Source organism: Allobosea sp. 117, from assembly GCF_000702305.1.
Classification (GTDB): Bacteria; Pseudomonadota; Alphaproteobacteria; order Rhizobiales; family Xanthobacteraceae; genus Ancylobacter.
Genome location: NZ_JNLC01000001.1, coordinates 42,315 through 58,050, shown reverse-complemented (window position 1 = coordinate 58,050; position 15,736 = coordinate 42,315). Strand labels below are relative to the sequence as shown.

At 67.6% G+C, this 15,736-nt stretch carries 14 protein-coding genes; 4 read left to right on the top strand and 10 right to left on the bottom strand.

Features of this window, described 5'->3' with window-relative positions; translation table 11 throughout:
• Positions 1-109: 109 nt before the first annotated feature.
• The 4 genes from U742_RS0100280 to pdxY all read right to left on the bottom strand — a co-directional run bounded on the left by U742_RS0100280 (position 110) and on the right by pdxY (position 3,770).
• Positions 110-1,162: a BMP family protein gene (locus tag U742_RS0100280; RefSeq protein ID WP_029348872.1), complete on the bottom strand. Its 1,053-nt coding sequence runs from the start codon at positions 1,160-1,162 to the stop codon at positions 110-112.
• Positions 1,163-1,268: 106 nt separating this feature from the next.
• Positions 1,269-1,982, bottom strand: a complete 714-nt coding sequence (locus U742_RS0100275) for a hypothetical protein (RefSeq protein ID WP_038360079.1) — start codon at positions 1,980-1,982, stop codon at positions 1,269-1,271.
• Between the two features lie 25 nt (positions 1,983-2,007).
• Positions 2,008-2,904, bottom strand: a complete 897-nt coding sequence (locus U742_RS0100270) for a PhzF family phenazine biosynthesis protein (RefSeq protein ID WP_029348868.1) — start codon at positions 2,902-2,904, stop codon at positions 2,008-2,010.
• A gap of 17 nt (positions 2,905-2,921) precedes the next feature.
• Positions 2,922-3,770: a pyridoxal kinase PdxY gene (gene pdxY / locus U742_RS0100265; protein ID WP_029348866.1), complete on the bottom strand. Its 849-nt coding sequence runs from the start codon at positions 3,768-3,770 to the stop codon at positions 2,922-2,924.
• Positions 3,771-3,928: 158 nt separating this feature from the next.
• Between pdxY and U742_RS0100260 the strand changes: the two genes are divergently transcribed.
• On the top strand, positions 3,929-5,242 hold the full coding sequence (locus U742_RS0100260; protein ID WP_248310218.1) for an amidase family protein: 1,314 nt from the start codon (positions 3,929-3,931) through the stop codon (positions 5,240-5,242).
• A gap of 129 nt (positions 5,243-5,371) precedes the next feature.
• Here the strand turns inward: U742_RS0100260 and U742_RS23050 are convergent, their stop codons facing one another.
• A complete protein-coding gene (locus U742_RS23050; RefSeq protein ID WP_156034086.1) occupies positions 5,372-5,554 on the bottom strand; it encodes a hypothetical protein in 183 nt (60 codons plus the stop codon).
• Between the two features lie 171 nt (positions 5,555-5,725).
• Between U742_RS23050 and U742_RS0100250 the strand changes: the two genes are divergently transcribed.
• Positions 5,726-6,736, top strand: coding sequence for an aliphatic sulfonate ABC transporter substrate-binding protein (locus tag U742_RS0100250; protein ID WP_248310217.1), 1,011 nt, complete (start codon positions 5,726-5,728; stop codon positions 6,734-6,736).
• Positions 6,737-6,751: 15 nt separating this feature from the next.
• Here the strand turns inward: U742_RS0100250 and U742_RS0100245 are convergent, their stop codons facing one another.
• From U742_RS0100245 to U742_RS0100220, 5 genes are all read right to left on the bottom strand, one after another.
• Complete coding sequence (locus U742_RS0100245) at positions 6,752-7,561, bottom strand: LssY C-terminal domain-containing protein (RefSeq protein ID WP_029348861.1); 810 nt, start codon at positions 7,559-7,561, stop codon at positions 6,752-6,754.
• Between the two features lie 30 nt (positions 7,562-7,591).
• A complete protein-coding gene (gene metH / locus U742_RS0100240; RefSeq protein ID WP_029348859.1) occupies positions 7,592-11,332 on the bottom strand; it encodes a methionine synthase in 3,741 nt (1,246 codons plus the stop codon).
• 13 nt (positions 11,333-11,345) lie between these two features.
• The gene (locus U742_RS22725) at positions 11,346-11,717 is read right to left on the bottom strand and encodes an endonuclease domain-containing protein (RefSeq protein WP_081852742.1); all 372 of its coding nucleotides are present in this window, start codon (positions 11,715-11,717) and stop codon (positions 11,346-11,348) included.
• Between the two features lie 73 nt (positions 11,718-11,790).
• Positions 11,791-12,708, bottom strand: coding sequence for a methylenetetrahydrofolate reductase [NAD(P)H] (gene metF, locus U742_RS0100225; RefSeq protein WP_029348855.1), 918 nt, complete (start codon positions 12,706-12,708; stop codon positions 11,791-11,793).
• Positions 12,708-13,715: an ArsR/SmtB family transcription factor gene (locus U742_RS0100220; RefSeq protein ID WP_029348853.1), complete on the bottom strand. Its 1,008-nt coding sequence runs from the start codon at positions 13,713-13,715 to the stop codon at positions 12,708-12,710. The genes metF and U742_RS0100220 overlap by 1 nt, the downstream gene beginning before the upstream one ends.
• A 127-nt stretch (positions 13,716-13,842) precedes the next feature.
• On the opposite strand from U742_RS0100220, the gene tsaA reads away from it, so the two are divergent.
• On the top strand, positions 13,843-14,397 hold the full coding sequence (gene tsaA / locus U742_RS0100215; protein WP_051660753.1) for a tRNA (N6-threonylcarbamoyladenosine(37)-N6)-methyltransferase TrmO: 555 nt from the start codon (positions 13,843-13,845) through the stop codon (positions 14,395-14,397).
• A 194-nt stretch (positions 14,398-14,591) separates the two neighbouring features.
• Positions 14,592-15,713, top strand: coding sequence for a L,D-transpeptidase family protein (locus tag U742_RS0100210; protein WP_038360150.1), 1,122 nt, complete (start codon positions 14,592-14,594; stop codon positions 15,711-15,713).
• The last annotated feature ends 23 nt before the right edge of the window (positions 15,714-15,736 follow it).

Here is a 15,736-nt window from a genome sequence, read left to right as displayed (position 1 = left end):
CGGACGCCGCATCGCGGCGATCCGGGATCGCAGGGGACATTGGCTCGCTTGACGCGATCCCGGCTCTACGCCCTTCAGGCTTCGGCCGGGATGACGAACAAGGCAGTCGTCACAGGGTCGGCTTGGGCTCCGCGTCGTTCACATTGACGCGGAACAGGCCGTCCTTGATCTCCTTTTCCTTCGCCAGCACCAGCTCGATGACCTCCGGCGGCACCAGCTTCGGGTCGAGCGGGGCGAGGCTCGCGCCGCCCTCGGCCATATAGCTGTAGGGGCCGTAATCGGCGGCGACGAAGCTGCCCTCGATGACCTCCTTGATCGCCTTGTCGATGGTTGGCTCCATCTGCCACAGCGCCGAGGCGATGATCGTGCCCGGATACTGGGAGGAGGTGTCGATGACGTTGCCGATCGCCTTCACGCCGCGTTCCTTGGCGGCGTCCGAGACGCCGAAGCGCTCGGCGTAGAGCACGTCCGCGCCCTTGTCGATCTGGGCGAAGGCGGCCTCCTTGGCTTTCGGCGGGTCGTACCATGAGTTGATGAAGGTCACGAGGAACTTCACGTTCGGATTCACCGACTTGGCGCCTTCCATGAAGGCCTGCATCAGCCGGTTGACCTCGGGGATCGCATATCCGCCGACGAGGCCGATGACGTTCGACTTGGTCGCCTTGCCCGCCACCATGCCGGTCAGGAAGGACGGCTCGTGGATGAAGTTGTCGAACACCGAGAAGTTCGGCTTGGTCGGCCCGAAGGAGGAGCCCATCAGATAGGCGGTCTTGGGATAGTCCGCCGCCACCTTGCGGGCCGGGCGCTCGACCGCGAACACCTCGCCGACCACGAGGTCGGCGCCCTCTTGCGAGTACTGGCGCATCACGCGCTCATAATCAGTGTTGGCGACGTTCTCGGAGAATTTGTAGGTGATGTCGCCGCGCGCCTCGGCGGCCTTGAGCGCCTTGTGGATGCGCGAGACCCATTGCTGCTCAACCGGCACCGTGTAGATGGCCGCCACCTTGATCGGCTTGGCCTTCTGCGCGAAAGCGGGCCCGCCCAGCGCGGAAAACGCCGCCGCCCCCACGCCGAAAGCCAGCAACTGACGCCGATCGATCGTTCCTGACGAAAAAAGCGGCAGAACCCGCGACAGGCCGGACCGCGACGACTTGAGCACCATCTCTTCTCTCCCCGACTAAGGACGGGCGCGCCCGGACTGCGGGTCCCCGTGAAGCCGATCCCTCATGCGAGCGGCGTGCCATTTTCGAACTATTCCGCGCCCGCTGTCACCCGGCGTCAGCGGCCCATCCACCCCACATTGCGCGCAGATAGGCGCCGACGAACTCCGGCATGGCGCCGCTGATATCGTCCGGCGAGCGCACGACGACCGCGTCGTCGAGCTCGGAGCGTTCCTCCCGCGCGATATGCGCGCGGATCCGTGCCGCCAGCTCTTCCGCGCTCACCGGCGCGACGAGCCGCCGCATGAAGGCGACGCGCGGGCCCGCCAGCACCACGTGCCAGCCCGGATCGAGCACCACATCGGAGGAAGTAAGACCGGTCTCCTCGGCCAGCTCGCGCGTCACGCTGCCTTCGAGATCGACGCGGCCGTCGGCCAACACATCGGAAGGCTCCGGCGTACCTGATGCGAAATAGATGCGCCCGGCATTCGCGGTCCATGCCGCCATGCGGCCGAGCACATAGGCGCCATCCGCGCCGACCAGCGCGCCCATGGCGAAGGCATTCTTCATCGCCGGCTCGGGAAAACCGTTGTCACGCCACCAAAGCAGGGTGGCGAAATCGGTCGCGCGGTAGCTGCCGGAGAACACCCGCCCCTCGACGCGATGTTCGCCGAGCAGCAGGATCCGGCCGTTCCAGAGGCTCGGATTGGCCCGCTGGAGACCCGCATAATGCGCGTCGATCTCGGCCTGCCGCTCCGCACCGAACTGCCACGGACGAGGGTCGAGCGTCACCTCGGCGCGGTCGAGCGCGATGACATCCATGCGCGGGCTCCTTCACGCGTCCGGGTCAGATGTGGATCACACCTTCCGACAGGATGATCGCGCTGCCGCCGATGGTCACTCCGGCGAGGGCGCCGCCGGTGACCTCGAGGCCCAGATGCACGAGGCTCGGCCGCCCCATCTCGACGCCCTGGAGAATGTCGAAGGCATGGAAGCCGTCGCCCGGCTTCTCCCCGGCCATCAGCACCGCCGCCAGCGAGGCGGCGGCCGAGCCGGTCGCCGGATCCTCGTCGATGCCCATATTGGCGGCGAACATGCGGGCGCGGAAATCGCCCTCCCCGTCCTCGTCACGGCAGAAGACGTAGACGGAATCCGCCGAGCCGCCGAAGGTGCCGATCAGCCGCCCCGCGCTCGGGCTGATGCGCGCCAGCGCTGAGCGCGAAGCGAGCGGGATGCACATGAAGGGCACGCCGGCCGAGGCGACGACCGGCACGTAGCCGTCGAAGCCGATGTCCCACACATCCAGCCCCAGGGCCTGCGCGCAGGCCTCAACGCTCACCGGCGCGGGATCGACGATCTCCGGCAGGCGCGGCACCGCGAAGGTGGCGCTGCCGAAGCGCTCGCCCTTCACCGTCACATGGCACGGCACCGGGCCGACATTCTCCTCCAGCACGAAATCCGTGCTAGTCGTCACCTTGTCGAGCGTGGCCAGCAGCACCGCCGCCCCGACCGTGGGATGGCCGGCGAAGGGCAGCTCGTGATTGATGGTGAAGATGCGCAGCTTCGCCCGGCTCTCCTCGCCGGAGGGCGGCAGCACGAAGACCGTCTCGGACAGGTTGAATTCGCGGGCGATGGCCTGCATCTGGTTGCCATCCAGCCCTTCGGGCTCGAGCACCACGGCCAGCGGATTGCCCGACAGCGCGCGATCGGTGAAGACGTCGAGGGTGACGTAGCGTCGGGAAATGGCGGCGGCCATGGCGGTCAGAGCTTCTCCGGTGTGAACAGGCGGGACGGCGTGACGAATTCGTCCTGCGCGGCGACGGTGAGGATCTCGCGCGAGCCGGCCGCGGCGGTGCGGGCCAGCAGACCATAAGCGGATGATGCTGCCTTGGAGAGCGCCTCGGCGGTGGAGTGCGAGGTCTTCCAGTGCACGAAGAACAGGGCCGCGATGGCATCGCCCGCGCCGTTCACCGAGATGTCGAGCTTCGGCGTGCGCACCCGGAAGCGCCCGTCGGGGCCGGACGCCATCAGGTCGATGGAATCGGCCGGCGTATCCTCCGTATGAAGGCTGGTGACGAGGATGACGCGCGGGCCGGTGGCGTGCACGGCGTCGCAGGCGGCGATGGCGTCGGAAAGCGTCGCCGTGGTGCGGCCGGACAGATAATCGAGCTCGAACTGGTTCGGCGTGATGAGATCGGCCGCCGGCACCGCGCGCTCGCGCATGAACTCGGGAATGCCGGGACGCACAAAGACGCCGCGGCCCACGTCGCCGATCACCGGATCGCAGCAATAATGCGCGGCGCTGTTCGCCGCCTTCACTCGGCCGACCGTGTCCAGAATGGCCTCGCCGATATCAGCCGCGCCCATATAGCCGGAGAGCACGCCGTCACAGCGCGGCAGGACGTTGCGATCCTCCATGCCGCCGACCAGCTCGCGGATCAGCCCGGCGCTGAACACCTCGCCGCGCCAGGCGCCATAGCCGGTATGGTTGGAGAACTGGACGGTATGAATGCCCCACACCTCATGGCCCAGCCGCTGGATGGGAAACATCGCCGACGCGTTGCCCACATGACCATAGGCAACCCACGACTGGATCGAGAGAATATTCATTGTACGCGCCCCACAGCCTGCCAACGATCCGCGCATAAGCCCCCGAAGGCAAGCGCTCAAACGAATTTACGTGAGCCGATTCATATTGTTGGCGTGATGCGTGGCGCCGGCGCCATAGGGGCCTTGTCAGCACGCGGCACGCATGCGAGAGCGCGCCCATGATGGATGCACCCGCCGCCGCCCGAACGCCCCTGGAGATCCGCGAAGCGCCGCTGCTCCACGCCGCGACGCTCGCCGGGGAAATCCGCGCCGGGCGCCTCACCCCTGCCGACCTCGCCGAACGCTGCATCGCGACCATCGAGGCCCATGAAGCGGATGTCGCGGCCTTCGCCGCCTTCGATGCCGAGGCGCTGCGGGCACAGGCGCGCCTGCCGGGACTTGCCGAGCTGCCGCTTGCCGGCCTGCCCGTCGGCGTGAAGGACATCATCGACACCGCCGACCTGCCGACGGGGCGCGGCTCGCCGGTCTTCGCCGGACACCGGCCGGCGAGCGACGCGACGGTGGTGCGCATGACCCGGCGCGCCGGCGGCATCATCGCCGGCAAGACCGCGACGACCGAGCTCGCCTTCATGCAGCCGGCGGCGACCCGCAATCCGCGGCGGCTTGCACATTCGCCGGGCGGTTCCTCGGCCGGATCGGCGGCGGCGGTGGCTGCCGGCATGCTGCCCATCGCTGTCGGCACCCAGACCGCGGGCTCGGTCATCCGCCCGGCGGCTTATTGCGGCGTGACCGGATACAAGCCGTCCTTCAAGCTCATTCCGACCGTGGGCGTGAAGCCGTTCGCGTGGTCGCTCGACACAGTCGGCCTGTTCGCCGCGCGTGTCGCCGATGCCGCCTTCGCCGCAAGCGCGATCACCGGGCGCGACCTGCAGCTTGACGAGGCCGCCAGTGCTCCTCGCATCGCGCTGGTGTTCACGGCTCGCGCCGACCAGGCGTCGCCAGCCGCCCGCCTCGCATTGGAGGAAGCCGCCTCGGCAGCGGCGAGAGCCGGCGCACGGATGAAGACCCTCATGCTGCCCGACGAGGTCGAGACCGGCGACGACACCCACGCCGTCATCCAGGCTTTCGAGGCTGCGCACGCGCTTGCCGACGAGTGGGATCGGCACCGCGACCGCCTCTCGCCGCAGCTCTCCGCCTATCTCGACGACGCGAGGAACGTCACGCCGGACGCCTATGACGCGGCCCGCCGCGCGGCCCGCCGCGCCCGTCACGCGCTGGCCGACGCCACACGGGATTTCGATGCCGTGCTCACCTTCGCCGCAACCGGCGAGGCGCCGGAAGGCCATGCCAGCACCGGCTCGCCGGTCTTCAACCGGCTCTGGACGCTGATGGGCTCGCCCTGCGTGAACGTGGCCGGGTTGAGCGGCCCGACGGGCCTGCCGATCGGCGTTCAGCTCGTCGGCCGCTTCGGCCGCGACCGCGCGCTGCTCGCGGCCGCCGCCTTCCTCGAACGCGCCATCGTGGAACGCTGACCACCGCGCAGGATTTCTCGGGGGGCGACCGGCCGATGGGCAAGCGCGTTCAGGCACTTCACGCACTGCGTCACGAGAAGAGGCCCCCGCTTCGGCGGCGCAGCACATTATGCGTCTTCCCGGCGGTCCTCACAGGCTGTTACGCTTCATTTCATGTTGAGCGATGAGGAGGCGATCACCATGAGTATCGCTTACAAACTCAACATGTTGGCGATCTGCGCCGCCTTCGCCTTTGTCGGCGCCATGATCTTCGGCATGTTCTGATTCCGAGTTGCCCACGCCAGAAACAAGAACATCCGCATTGCGGTTCATCGGGACAAGCCGCGGGGGAACAGCGAGCGGCAGGCGCCGGAGGAGCGATCCTCCGGCGTCTTGCGTTTGGACCATCTCCAGCCATTGACGCGTGCCGGAGCCGGCTGGCTCTTGGCATTTACGTATTTCCAATTAGACTATTTTTTCGATGAACTATTAGGAGATTTCGCGATGAGCCTTCCGCCCCAGGCGCGCCTGCTTGTCAGGCCCAGCCGCCGTTCCGTGCTGCATATGGCTGGCGCCGCATTCGGCCTTGGCGTGAGCCTTGGCTTCGGTCTCGGCGGCGCCATTGCCGCGCCGCCCGATACGGTGAGGATCGGCTATCAGCGCTCCTCGACGCTCATCGCCATTTTGAGGGCCAATGGCGAACTCGAGAAGGCGTTGGCGCCGCTCGGCGTGAAGGTGACCTGGCACGAATTCACCAGCGGCCTGCCGCTGCTCGAAGCGCTGAACATCGGCAAGATCGACGTCAGCGCCGACGTCGCCGACACCGTGCCGGTCTTCGCGCAGGCCGCGGGCGCCAAGCTGGTCTTCTACGCCGAGGAGGCGGCCTCCCCCACCGCGCAGGCGATCCTCGTGGCGAAGGATTCCGCTATCACGAGCCTCGCCGACCTGAAGGGCAAGCGCGTCGCCGTGACCAAGGGGGCGGGCAGCCACTATCTGCTGATCGCCGCCCTCGCCAAGGGCGGGCTGTCCTTCAAGGACATCGATCCCGCCTATCTCGCGCCCGCCGACGGCCGCGCCGCCTTCGCCGGCGGCAATGTCGACGCCTGGGTGGCGTGGGACCCCTTCCTCGCCACCGCGCAGGCGCAGTCCAGCGCGAAGGTGCTGGCCGATGGCTCGGGCGGCCTCGCCAACTACAAGCGCTATTATCTCGCCTCGGAGGCCTTCGCGGCGGAGGGCGCGCCGGTGCTCGCCGTGCTGTTCGACAAGCTCAAGGCGACCGGCGCCTGGGTGAAGGCGAATCCGAAGGACGCCGCCGCGCTGCTGGCAGGGCTCTGGAATATCGACGCCGCGGCGATCGAGGTAGCGAATGGCCGGCGCAGCTATGCCGTCGGCGCCGTCACCAAGGCCGGCCTCTCCGAGCAGCAGAAGATCGCCGACGTCTTCCTCGAGGCGGGCCTGCTGCCGAAGCCGGTCGACACCGCCGTCGCCACCATCTGGCAGCCGGCCTCCCAGTGAGGCCGGACCGCCCGATCAGGAGCCGGCGAGGCCCGCAAGGCCCTGCCAGACTGCATCCTTGAAGCCGACCAGAGCCGGCGGAGGAATCACTTCCGGCGGCTTCGGGTTGGTCTCGCCGTTCGGCATCAGCCGGGCGATCCACACCTCGCCATCGGTGTAGTAGCGGTCGCCGCCGCCGTTGCGGCCGTTCAGCGTCGGGCCGACGCCCGTCACCTGATAGGTCGCCTGCACCATATGGGCGGCCTTGAGATCGTCGATCAGCAGGTCGCGCACCGCGTCGACGTCGGGGCCGATATGGTGCGTCACCTGCCCGGTATAGTGGCTGAGACCGACGCCGCGGTCATAGGTGGCCGAGCCGAGCCACATCGGCCGCCCCTCCTCGCCCTTCTCCAGCACCTGCCAGAAGCGGACATGGTCGCGCCGGTCGGCGCTGCGGCCGATCTCCTTCTCGAAGGCGAGGTCCTCGATGCGGCCGTCATAATAGAGCGGGCTGACCGGCGCCTGCGGGTCCGGACGGTCGAGCAGCACCGAGCCGATGATCTCGATGCTGGAGCGCAGGGTCACCGGATCGGCCGGCCGCCAGCCGGCGGCGTACATGGCGCGGATGATGTCGGCCTTCGAGCCGACCAGCCCGACATTGATCGGGTCGCCGGGGATGCCCTGCCCGGTGCGCGTCACCATCGGCCTGTCGGCGAGCTTCGGCTGATGCTCGTAGTGGGTCCAGGCGATGGGCAGCAGCACATAGGCGGCAGCGGCCCAGACGATAAGGACGAGGAGCCCCCACTTCAGGACCCTGTGGAAGGTCCGCCCCGTCCGCACTGCCATGACCTCACTGCCACTTCCGTTTCGCCGGCCTCACTCGGCCGCGACCGCCTTCAGGCTCGCCGGATCATAATTGAGGTTCGGCGCAAGCCAACGCTCCGCTTCCTCGACGCTCATGCCCTTGCGTCGGGCATAGTCCTCGACCTGATCCCGCTCGATCCGGCCGAGCCCGAAATAGGCGGCGTCCGGATGCGAGAAGTAAAGCCCCGACACCGCCGCCCCGGGCCACATGGCAAAGCTCTCGGTGAGTTCAACTCCGATCTTCGCCGTCGCGTCCAGAAGCTTGAAAAGGGTAGCCTTTTCGGTGTGGTCGGGCTGTGCCGGATAACCCGGCGCCGGCCGGATGCCGCGATAGGCTTCCTGAATCAGATTCTGATTATCAAGGGCTTCATCCGGTGCATAAGCCCAGAACTCCCTGCGCACCCGCTCATGCATGCGCTCCGCAAACGCTTCTGCAAGACGATCCGCCAATGCCTTGAGAAGAATCGAGGAATAGTCGTCATGCGCGGCCTTGAAGGCGTCCGAGCGCTCCTGCTCGCCGAAGCCCGCCGAGACGCAGAAGCCGCCGACGTAGTCCGGCAGGCCGCTCGCCTCCGGCGCGACGAAATCGGCAAGTGCGAAATTGGCGCGCCCGGTGCTCTTCGCCATTTGCTGACGCAGCGTGTGCAGCGTCGCGAGCGGCGCGAGACGGGTCTCGTCGGCGTAGAGCCGGATGTCGTCGCCGACCGCGTTGGCCGGCCAGAAGCCGATCACCGCGCGAGCCGCCAGCCACTTCTCGGCGACGATCTTCTCGAGCATCCGCCGCGCGTCGTCATAGAGCGCCCGCGCCGCCACACCGACCTTGGGATCGTCGAGGATCGCCGGATAGGTGCCGACCAGCTCCCATGACTGGAAGAACGGCGTCCAATCGATATAGGGCACCAGCTCTGCGAGGTCGTAGGCTTCGAACACCTTCGTCCCGACGAAACTCGGCGCCGGCGGCCGATAGGCGGAGAAGTCCGGCGCGAAGCGGTTGGCACGCGCATCCTCCAGCGCCACGCGCACCTTGTTGCGGTCACTCCTGGCATGCGCGTCGGCGATCTTGGCGTATTCGGCCCGCACATTGGCGGCATAGTCGGCGCGCGCATTGTCGTTGAGCAGGCTGGAGACGACGCCCACCGCGCGGCTGGCGTCAGTCACATAGACCGCCGGTCCGCGCACATATTGCGGGGCGATCTTCACCGCCGTGTGGACGCGCGAGGTCGTGGCGCCACCGATCAGCAGCGGCACCTCGAAGCCTTCGCGCTCCATCTCGGAGGCGACGTGCACCATCTCGTCCAGCGAGGGCGTGATCAGGCCGGACAGGCCGATGACGTCGACCTTCTCGGTGCGCGCGACCTCGAGGATCTTCGCCGCCGGCACCATCACGCCGAGGTCGATCACCTGGTAGTTGTTGCACTGAAGCACGACGCCGACGATGTTCTTGCCGATGTCGTGCACGTCGCCCTTCACCGTCGCCATCAGGATCTTGCCGGCGGCGGGGGCGTCGGTCAGGCCCATCTCCTGCTTCTCGATCTCCATGAAGGGCATGAGATAGGCCACCGCCTGCTTCATCACGCGGGCCGACTTCACCACCTGCGGCAGGAACATCTTGCCGGAACCGAACAGGTCGCCGACCACGTTCATGCCGGCCATCAGCGGCCCCTCGATGACGTGCAGCGGCCGGGCGACGGACTGGCGCGCCTCCTCGGTGTCGACCTCCACGAACTCGGTGATGCCGTTGACGAGCGCATGCTCCAGCCGCTTCTCGACCGGCCATGAGCGCCAGGCGAGATCGGCCTCCTTCTTCTCCTTGCCCCCGCCCCGGAATCGTTCGGCGATGGCGAGAAGGCGCTCCGTCGAATCCTCGCGGCGGTTCAGCACCACGTCCTCGCAGGCCTCGCGCAGCTCCGGCTCGATCTCGTCATAGACCGCGAGCTGGCCGGCATTGACGATGCCCATGTCCATGCCCGCGCCGATGGCGTGATACAGGAACACGGCGTGCATCGCCTCGCGCACCGGCTCGTTGCCGCGGAACGAGAAGGACAGGTTCGACACGCCGCCCGAGATATGGGCGTGCGGAAGCTGCTGACGGATGGCGCGCGTCGCCTCGATGAAGGCGACGCCGTAGCCGGCATGCTCCTCGATGCCGGTCGCCACCGCGAAGATGTTGGGGTCGAAGATGATGTCCTCAGGGGGAAAGCCGACCTCCTCGGTCAGGATGCGGTAGGCGCGCGAGCAGATCTCCACCTTGCGCTCATAGGTATCGGCCTGCCCCTTCTCGTCGAAGGCCATGACGACGACGGCGGCGCCATAGGCGCGCACCAGCCGCGCGTAGTGCCGGAAGGCGTCCTCGCCCTCCTTCATGGAGATCGAATTGACGATGCCCTTGCCCTGGATGCACTTCAGGCCGGCCTCGATGACGCTCCACTTGGAGCTGTCGACCATGACCGGCACGCGGGCGATGTCCGGCTCGGCGGCGAGCAGGTTGAGGAAGGTCACCATCGCCTTCTCGGAATCGAGCAGGCCCTCGTCCATGTTGACGTCGATGACCTGAGCGCCGTTCTCCACCTGGTCGCGGGCCACCGCCAGCGCGGCGGTATAGTCGCCATTGGTGATCAGCTTGCGGAAGCGCGCCGAGCCGGTGACGTTGGTGCGTTCGCCGACATTCACGAACGGAATGTTCGGCGTCAGCTCGAAGGGCTCCAGCCCCGAGAGCCGCAGGCGCGGCTCGATTTCCGGCAGTGCACGCGGCTTGTGCGGCGCCACCGCCTTCGCCAGCGCGGCGACATGGTCCGGCGTCGTGCCGCAGCAGCCGCCGACGATGTTGACGAGGCCGGAGGCCGCGAACTCGCCGACCAGCTTCGCCATCGCCTCCGGGCTCTCGTCATAAAGGCCGAACTCGTTGGGCAGGCCGGCATTGGGATAGGCGCAGACGAAGGTGTCGGCGATGCGCGACAGCTCGTCGATATGGGCACGCATCTCCTTGGCGCCGAGCGCGCAGTTGAGGCCGATGGAGAAGGGCTGCGCATGGCGCAGCGAATTCCAGAACGCCGCCGGCGTCTGGCCCGACAGCGTGCGCCCGGACAAGTCCGTGATGGTGCCGGAGATCATCACCGGCACGCGGATGCCGCGCGCCTCGAACAGCCGCTCGATTGCGAAGACCGCCGCCTTGGCGTTCAGCGTATCGAAGATAGTCTCGATGAGCAGCACATCGGCGCCGCCGTCGATCAGCGCGCCGGCCTGCTCGCCATAGGCGGTCGCCAGCTCGTCGAACGAGGTGGCGCGGAAGCCGGGATCGTTGACGTTCGGCGAGATCGAGGCGGTGCGGTTGGTCGGACCGATGGCGCCGGCGACGAAGCGGCGGCGGCCGTCTTTCGCCTCGGCGAGCTTGGCCGCCTCCTTGGCGAGCCGCGCGCCCTCGAAGTTCAGTTCGTAGACGAGGCTCTCCATGCCGTAATCGGCCATGGCGATGGTGGTGCCGGAGAAGGTGTTGGTCTCGACGATATCCGCCCCGGCCATGAAATAGGCGAGATGGATGTCGCGCACCGCCTCGGGCCGGGTGAGGTTGAGCAGGTCGTTGTTGCCCTTGAGGTCACGGTTCCACGACTTGAAACGCTCGCCGCGATAGCCGGCCTCGTCCAGCTTGAGCTGCTGGATCATCGTGCCCATGGCGCCGTCGAGGATGAGGATGCGCTCGGAAGCGGCTGCACGGAGGGCGGCAAAGGTGTCGGACTGGATCGCGGCGTCAGCCATGGCGGAGCACTTTCTACTCCCTCTCCCCGACGGGGAGAGGGTGGGGGTGAGGGGTGCCACCGCGCAGGTTCTCAAGAATGCGCAGTAGAACGCCGTCTATGTTCGTCAGTACGTCGTTATTCCAGAAACGGATGACCAGATAGCCACAGGCTTCGATCATCCGTGTCCTTTCAGCGTCGTTCTCGTCGGTATGCTGGCCACCGTCGAGTTCGATCACCAGTTTGGCGTCGGGGCAGAGGAAGTCGACGAAGAAGCAGTCAATTGGTGCTTGCCGTCGAAACTTCCAACCGTCCAGCCGCCGATCCCGAAGATGCGACCGGAGGAGCTGTTCGACTTCCGTCTGGTCTCGGCGCAGACGTCTGGCTCTCTCAATTCGATCGCTCAACGCCCCCTCACCCGGCTCTTCGAGCCGACCTCTGCCCGTCGGGGAGAGGGTTGGGGTGAGGGGACCTAGACCCTCACGCCGCTGCCTGCCCCTCCACGGCGAGCGGCGGGCGCACGCCGAGCAGGTGGCAGATCGCGTAGACGAGGTCGGCGCGGTTCAGCGTGTAGAAGTGGAACTCCGTCACGCCGCGGTCGACGAGGTCGAACACTTGCTCGGCCGCGACCGCCGCCGCGATCAGCTTGCGCGTCTCGGGATCGTCGTCGAGCCCCTCGAACCGCCCGGCAAGCCAGGCCGGCATATAAGTGCCGGTCTTCTCAGCGAAGTTCCTCGCCTGCTTGAAATTGCTCACCGGCAGGATGCCCGGCACCACCGGCACGTCAATGCCGCGCGCCTGCACCTTGTCGAGATAGCGGAAATAGAGGTCGTTATCGAAGAAGCACTGGGTGATCGCCCGGCTCGCGCCGGCCTCGACCTTGGCGGCGAGGATGTCGAGATCGGTGTCGAAGGACGGGCTTTCGGGATGCTTTTCCGGATAGGCCGAGACCGACACCTCGAAATTGGCGATGTGCCGCAGGCCGGCCACCAGATCGGCCGAGGTCCGGTAGCCCTGCGGGTGCGGCTCATAGGCATGGCCGACGCCGCCCGGCGGATCGCCGCGCAGCGCCACGATATGGCGCACGCCGGCATCCCAATAGCCGCGTACCACCTCGTCGACCTCTGCTTTCGAGGCGGCGACGCAGGTCAGATGGGCGGCGGGAGCGAGGCGCGTCTCCTTCACGATCCGCTCGACCGTGGCGTGGGTGCGCTCGCGCGTCGAGCCGCCGGCGCCGTAGGTGACCGAGACGAATTTCGGCGCCAGCGGTGCGAGCCGCGTCACCGAATTCCACAGAGTCGCCTCCATCTCCGGCGTCTTCGGCGGGAAGAACTCGAAGGACACGGATATCGGCCGCCCGCCACTCCGGCGGCTGCGGCGCTCCACCTCGGACGACATCAGGCGACCTCCTTATGCTTATTGGTGTTTTCGCCTTCGGCGAGAAGAATGCGCGGATCGCGGGCGAGCCAGAGCGAGACGGTGAGCTTGCCGTCCGCCTGCGGGGCGAGCTGTCGATACGCCTGCGGCGCCAGCCCGGCGCCGGCGAGCCAGCCCTCGACGGTCTCCGGCGCGAAGCCGAGGCGGCGATGCGCCTGCTCCTCGCGCAGGAATTCGAGGTCATGCGGCGCGAAATCGACCACCAGCAGCCGCCCGCCGGGCCGGAGCACCCGCGCCGCTTCTCTCAAAGCGCGCGGTGCATCCTCGAGGAAATGCAGCACCTGATGCACGATCACCACATCGAAGGCGTCGCGCGGCAGCGCGAGATTGTAGATATCCCCCTGCCGCACCGTACAGTTCCGGGCTCCCGCGCGCTCCAGATTGGCGCGGGCGACGGCCAGCATGTCGGCCGACAGATCGATGCCGACGCCGCGCTCGATCTCGCCAGCGAATAATTCGAGGATGCGGCCCGTGCCGGTGCCGAGATCGAGGAGCGACGAGATTTCAACGCCTTGCAGTATCTTCTGGATGGCGCTCTCGACCTCCGCCTCCGGCACGTGCAGGCGGCGGATGGCGTCCCACTCATGGGCATGGGCGCGGAAATAGGCCTGCGCATGGGCGGCGCGGGCGGCGCGCACCTCGGCGAGCCGCTCACGGTCGCGGGCGAGCACGGGATCGTCGAAATCCATGAGCGCGATCAGGGCGTCGGTGAGCGCGGCGCCGGGCGCGTCGGTGGCACGGCGGTAGAACACCCAGCTCGCCTCGCGGAACCGCTCGACCAGCCCCGCCTCGGCCAGAAGCTTGAGATGGCGCGAAATCCGAGGCTGCGACTGGCCGAGAATGTCGGTAAGCTCGGAGACCGTGAGTTCGCCCTCGCTCATCAGCGCCAGAAGGCGCAGGCGCGTATCCTCGCCGGCCGCCTTGAGGCCGTCGAGCAGCAGCGCGAAACTGAGGAGCGATCCGGACACGGCGGCCTCGAAAACAGATATAAAGATATCTTTATGTCTTTTCGATCAACTGCGCAAGGGCTGACTGCGCGACCCGTATCCGTGCGGATGGACGATGAGCACGATCAGGCCGATGGGAGCGGGCGACATGGAAGCAGACGACGAAGCGCCCCCCGGCGCCGGTCCCTACCCGGAGTTCGGCCCCCGCCCCGGCGAGATCGCCGTCGACCTGCCGCCCTCCTTCGACGCCGGACTCTATTTCATCGGCCGCATCCGCACGCCCTGGACCGAGCGCGCCGCCTGCCCGAAGAACGGGCGCGAATCGGATGCCGTCTGCACCGTCGAGCTCGATCCCGCCTTCGCGCCCGCGCTGAAGGACCTCGACGGCACGACGCATCTCTGGCTGCTCTATTTCATGGACCGTGCGCCGCGCGACCTGCTCGTCCAGACACCCCGCCATTATGGGACGGGGCGCGGCACGTTTGCGCTGCGCTCGCCGGCACGGCCGAATCCGATCGCGATGAGCGCCGTGCGTCTGCTCGGCATCGATGGCAACCACCTTTCGGTGGTCGGCCTCGATTGCCTCGACGGCACGCCGCTGCTCGACATCAAGCCCTATTTCGCCTCGACCGACGCGATCCCCGAGGCGGTGGTCGGCTGGCGGCAAAGGCGCGAAAGCGGCGAGCAAGCAAGCTTTGGTTAATGGAGCGTCGGCAGACTGGGTTAATGAAGGCGGCACAGGCGGCAGGAGTGTTGCAGGCCTGCATCGCCTCTGCGCTGTACGCATATCTGACACATCCGTGACACAGACAGGGCAGTTCTGGTCTTGAACCCGCCTTGTTCCTGCGTCATCTGCAAGGTCAACAACACTCCGGAACAGTGAACGCAGGCTCGATGATGGCCCTTCGCCTTGGTTTCGCCTCCGCCGTCGCCCTCTCGATGGTTGCATCGATCGGGGTCGCCAGCGCCCAGTATTATCCGCCCGAGCAGAGCGCCGAGCCGACCTACGCGCCGCCGGCGGACAATGTCGAGGTTCCGGCCGCTTACGATCCCTATGGAACCTCCGCATCGACCGGCCCGGTCGCCGCCCCGCCCGCGAACGCGCCCTATGCGCAGCCGGGCGGCGTCTACGCGCCGCCGGTCGCCGCCGCGCCGGCGCCGGGCTATGGCGCTCCGAATCAGGCTCCGCCGGCCGCGACCCAGCCGCCGAGCTATTCGCGTTCCGGCTATCCGGCAGGCGCCTATTCCGGGCAGCAGCCGGCGGGCATGAGTTCGCCCTACGGCAACGCGCCCACCTATCAGCAGGCGCCGCAGCAGCAGGCCGCCTATCCGGCCCAGCCGCCGGCGAATGGCGGCTATGCGCCTCCAGCCCCCGTCAGCTCGGCCGCGCCCTATGGCGGCGGCTACGACAGCAGCGCCTCGGGCGCCAACGGCTCGACGGTGGCGATGCTGCCGCCGGAAGACCAGCCCGAGGAAGGCCCGCCTAAGGAGCTGCCGGCCAACCTCAAGCGCCAGGTCGTCGACTATGTGTCGAAGGAGCCGGCCGGCACCATCATCATCGATACGCCGAACACCTATCTCTATTACGTGTTGGGCGGCGGCAAGGCCGAGCGCTACGGCATCGGCGTCGGCCGCGAGGGCTTCACCTGGGCCGGCACCGAGAAGATTTCCGGTAAGAAGGAATGGGCCGACTGGCGTCCGCCGGCGGAGATGATCGAGCGCCAGCCCTATCTGCCGCGCTTCATGGCCGGCGGCCCGGGCAACCCGCTCGGCGCGCGCACCATGTATCTGGGCGGCACCATCTACCGCATCCACGGCACCAACCAGCCCTCGACCATCGGCCAGTTCATGTCCTCGGGCTGCATCCGCATGCTCAACGAGGATGTCGAGGCCCTGTACGACAAGGTGAAGATCGGCACCCGCGTGGTGGTGCTCCCGGGCAACCCGCCGGCCAAGACTGCGGCCAGCACGCCCGAGCCGCTGCCCGGCACCGATCCCGGCGGCGTTGCCACCCGGTGATCTCCGGCGATTGCTGGACTTGA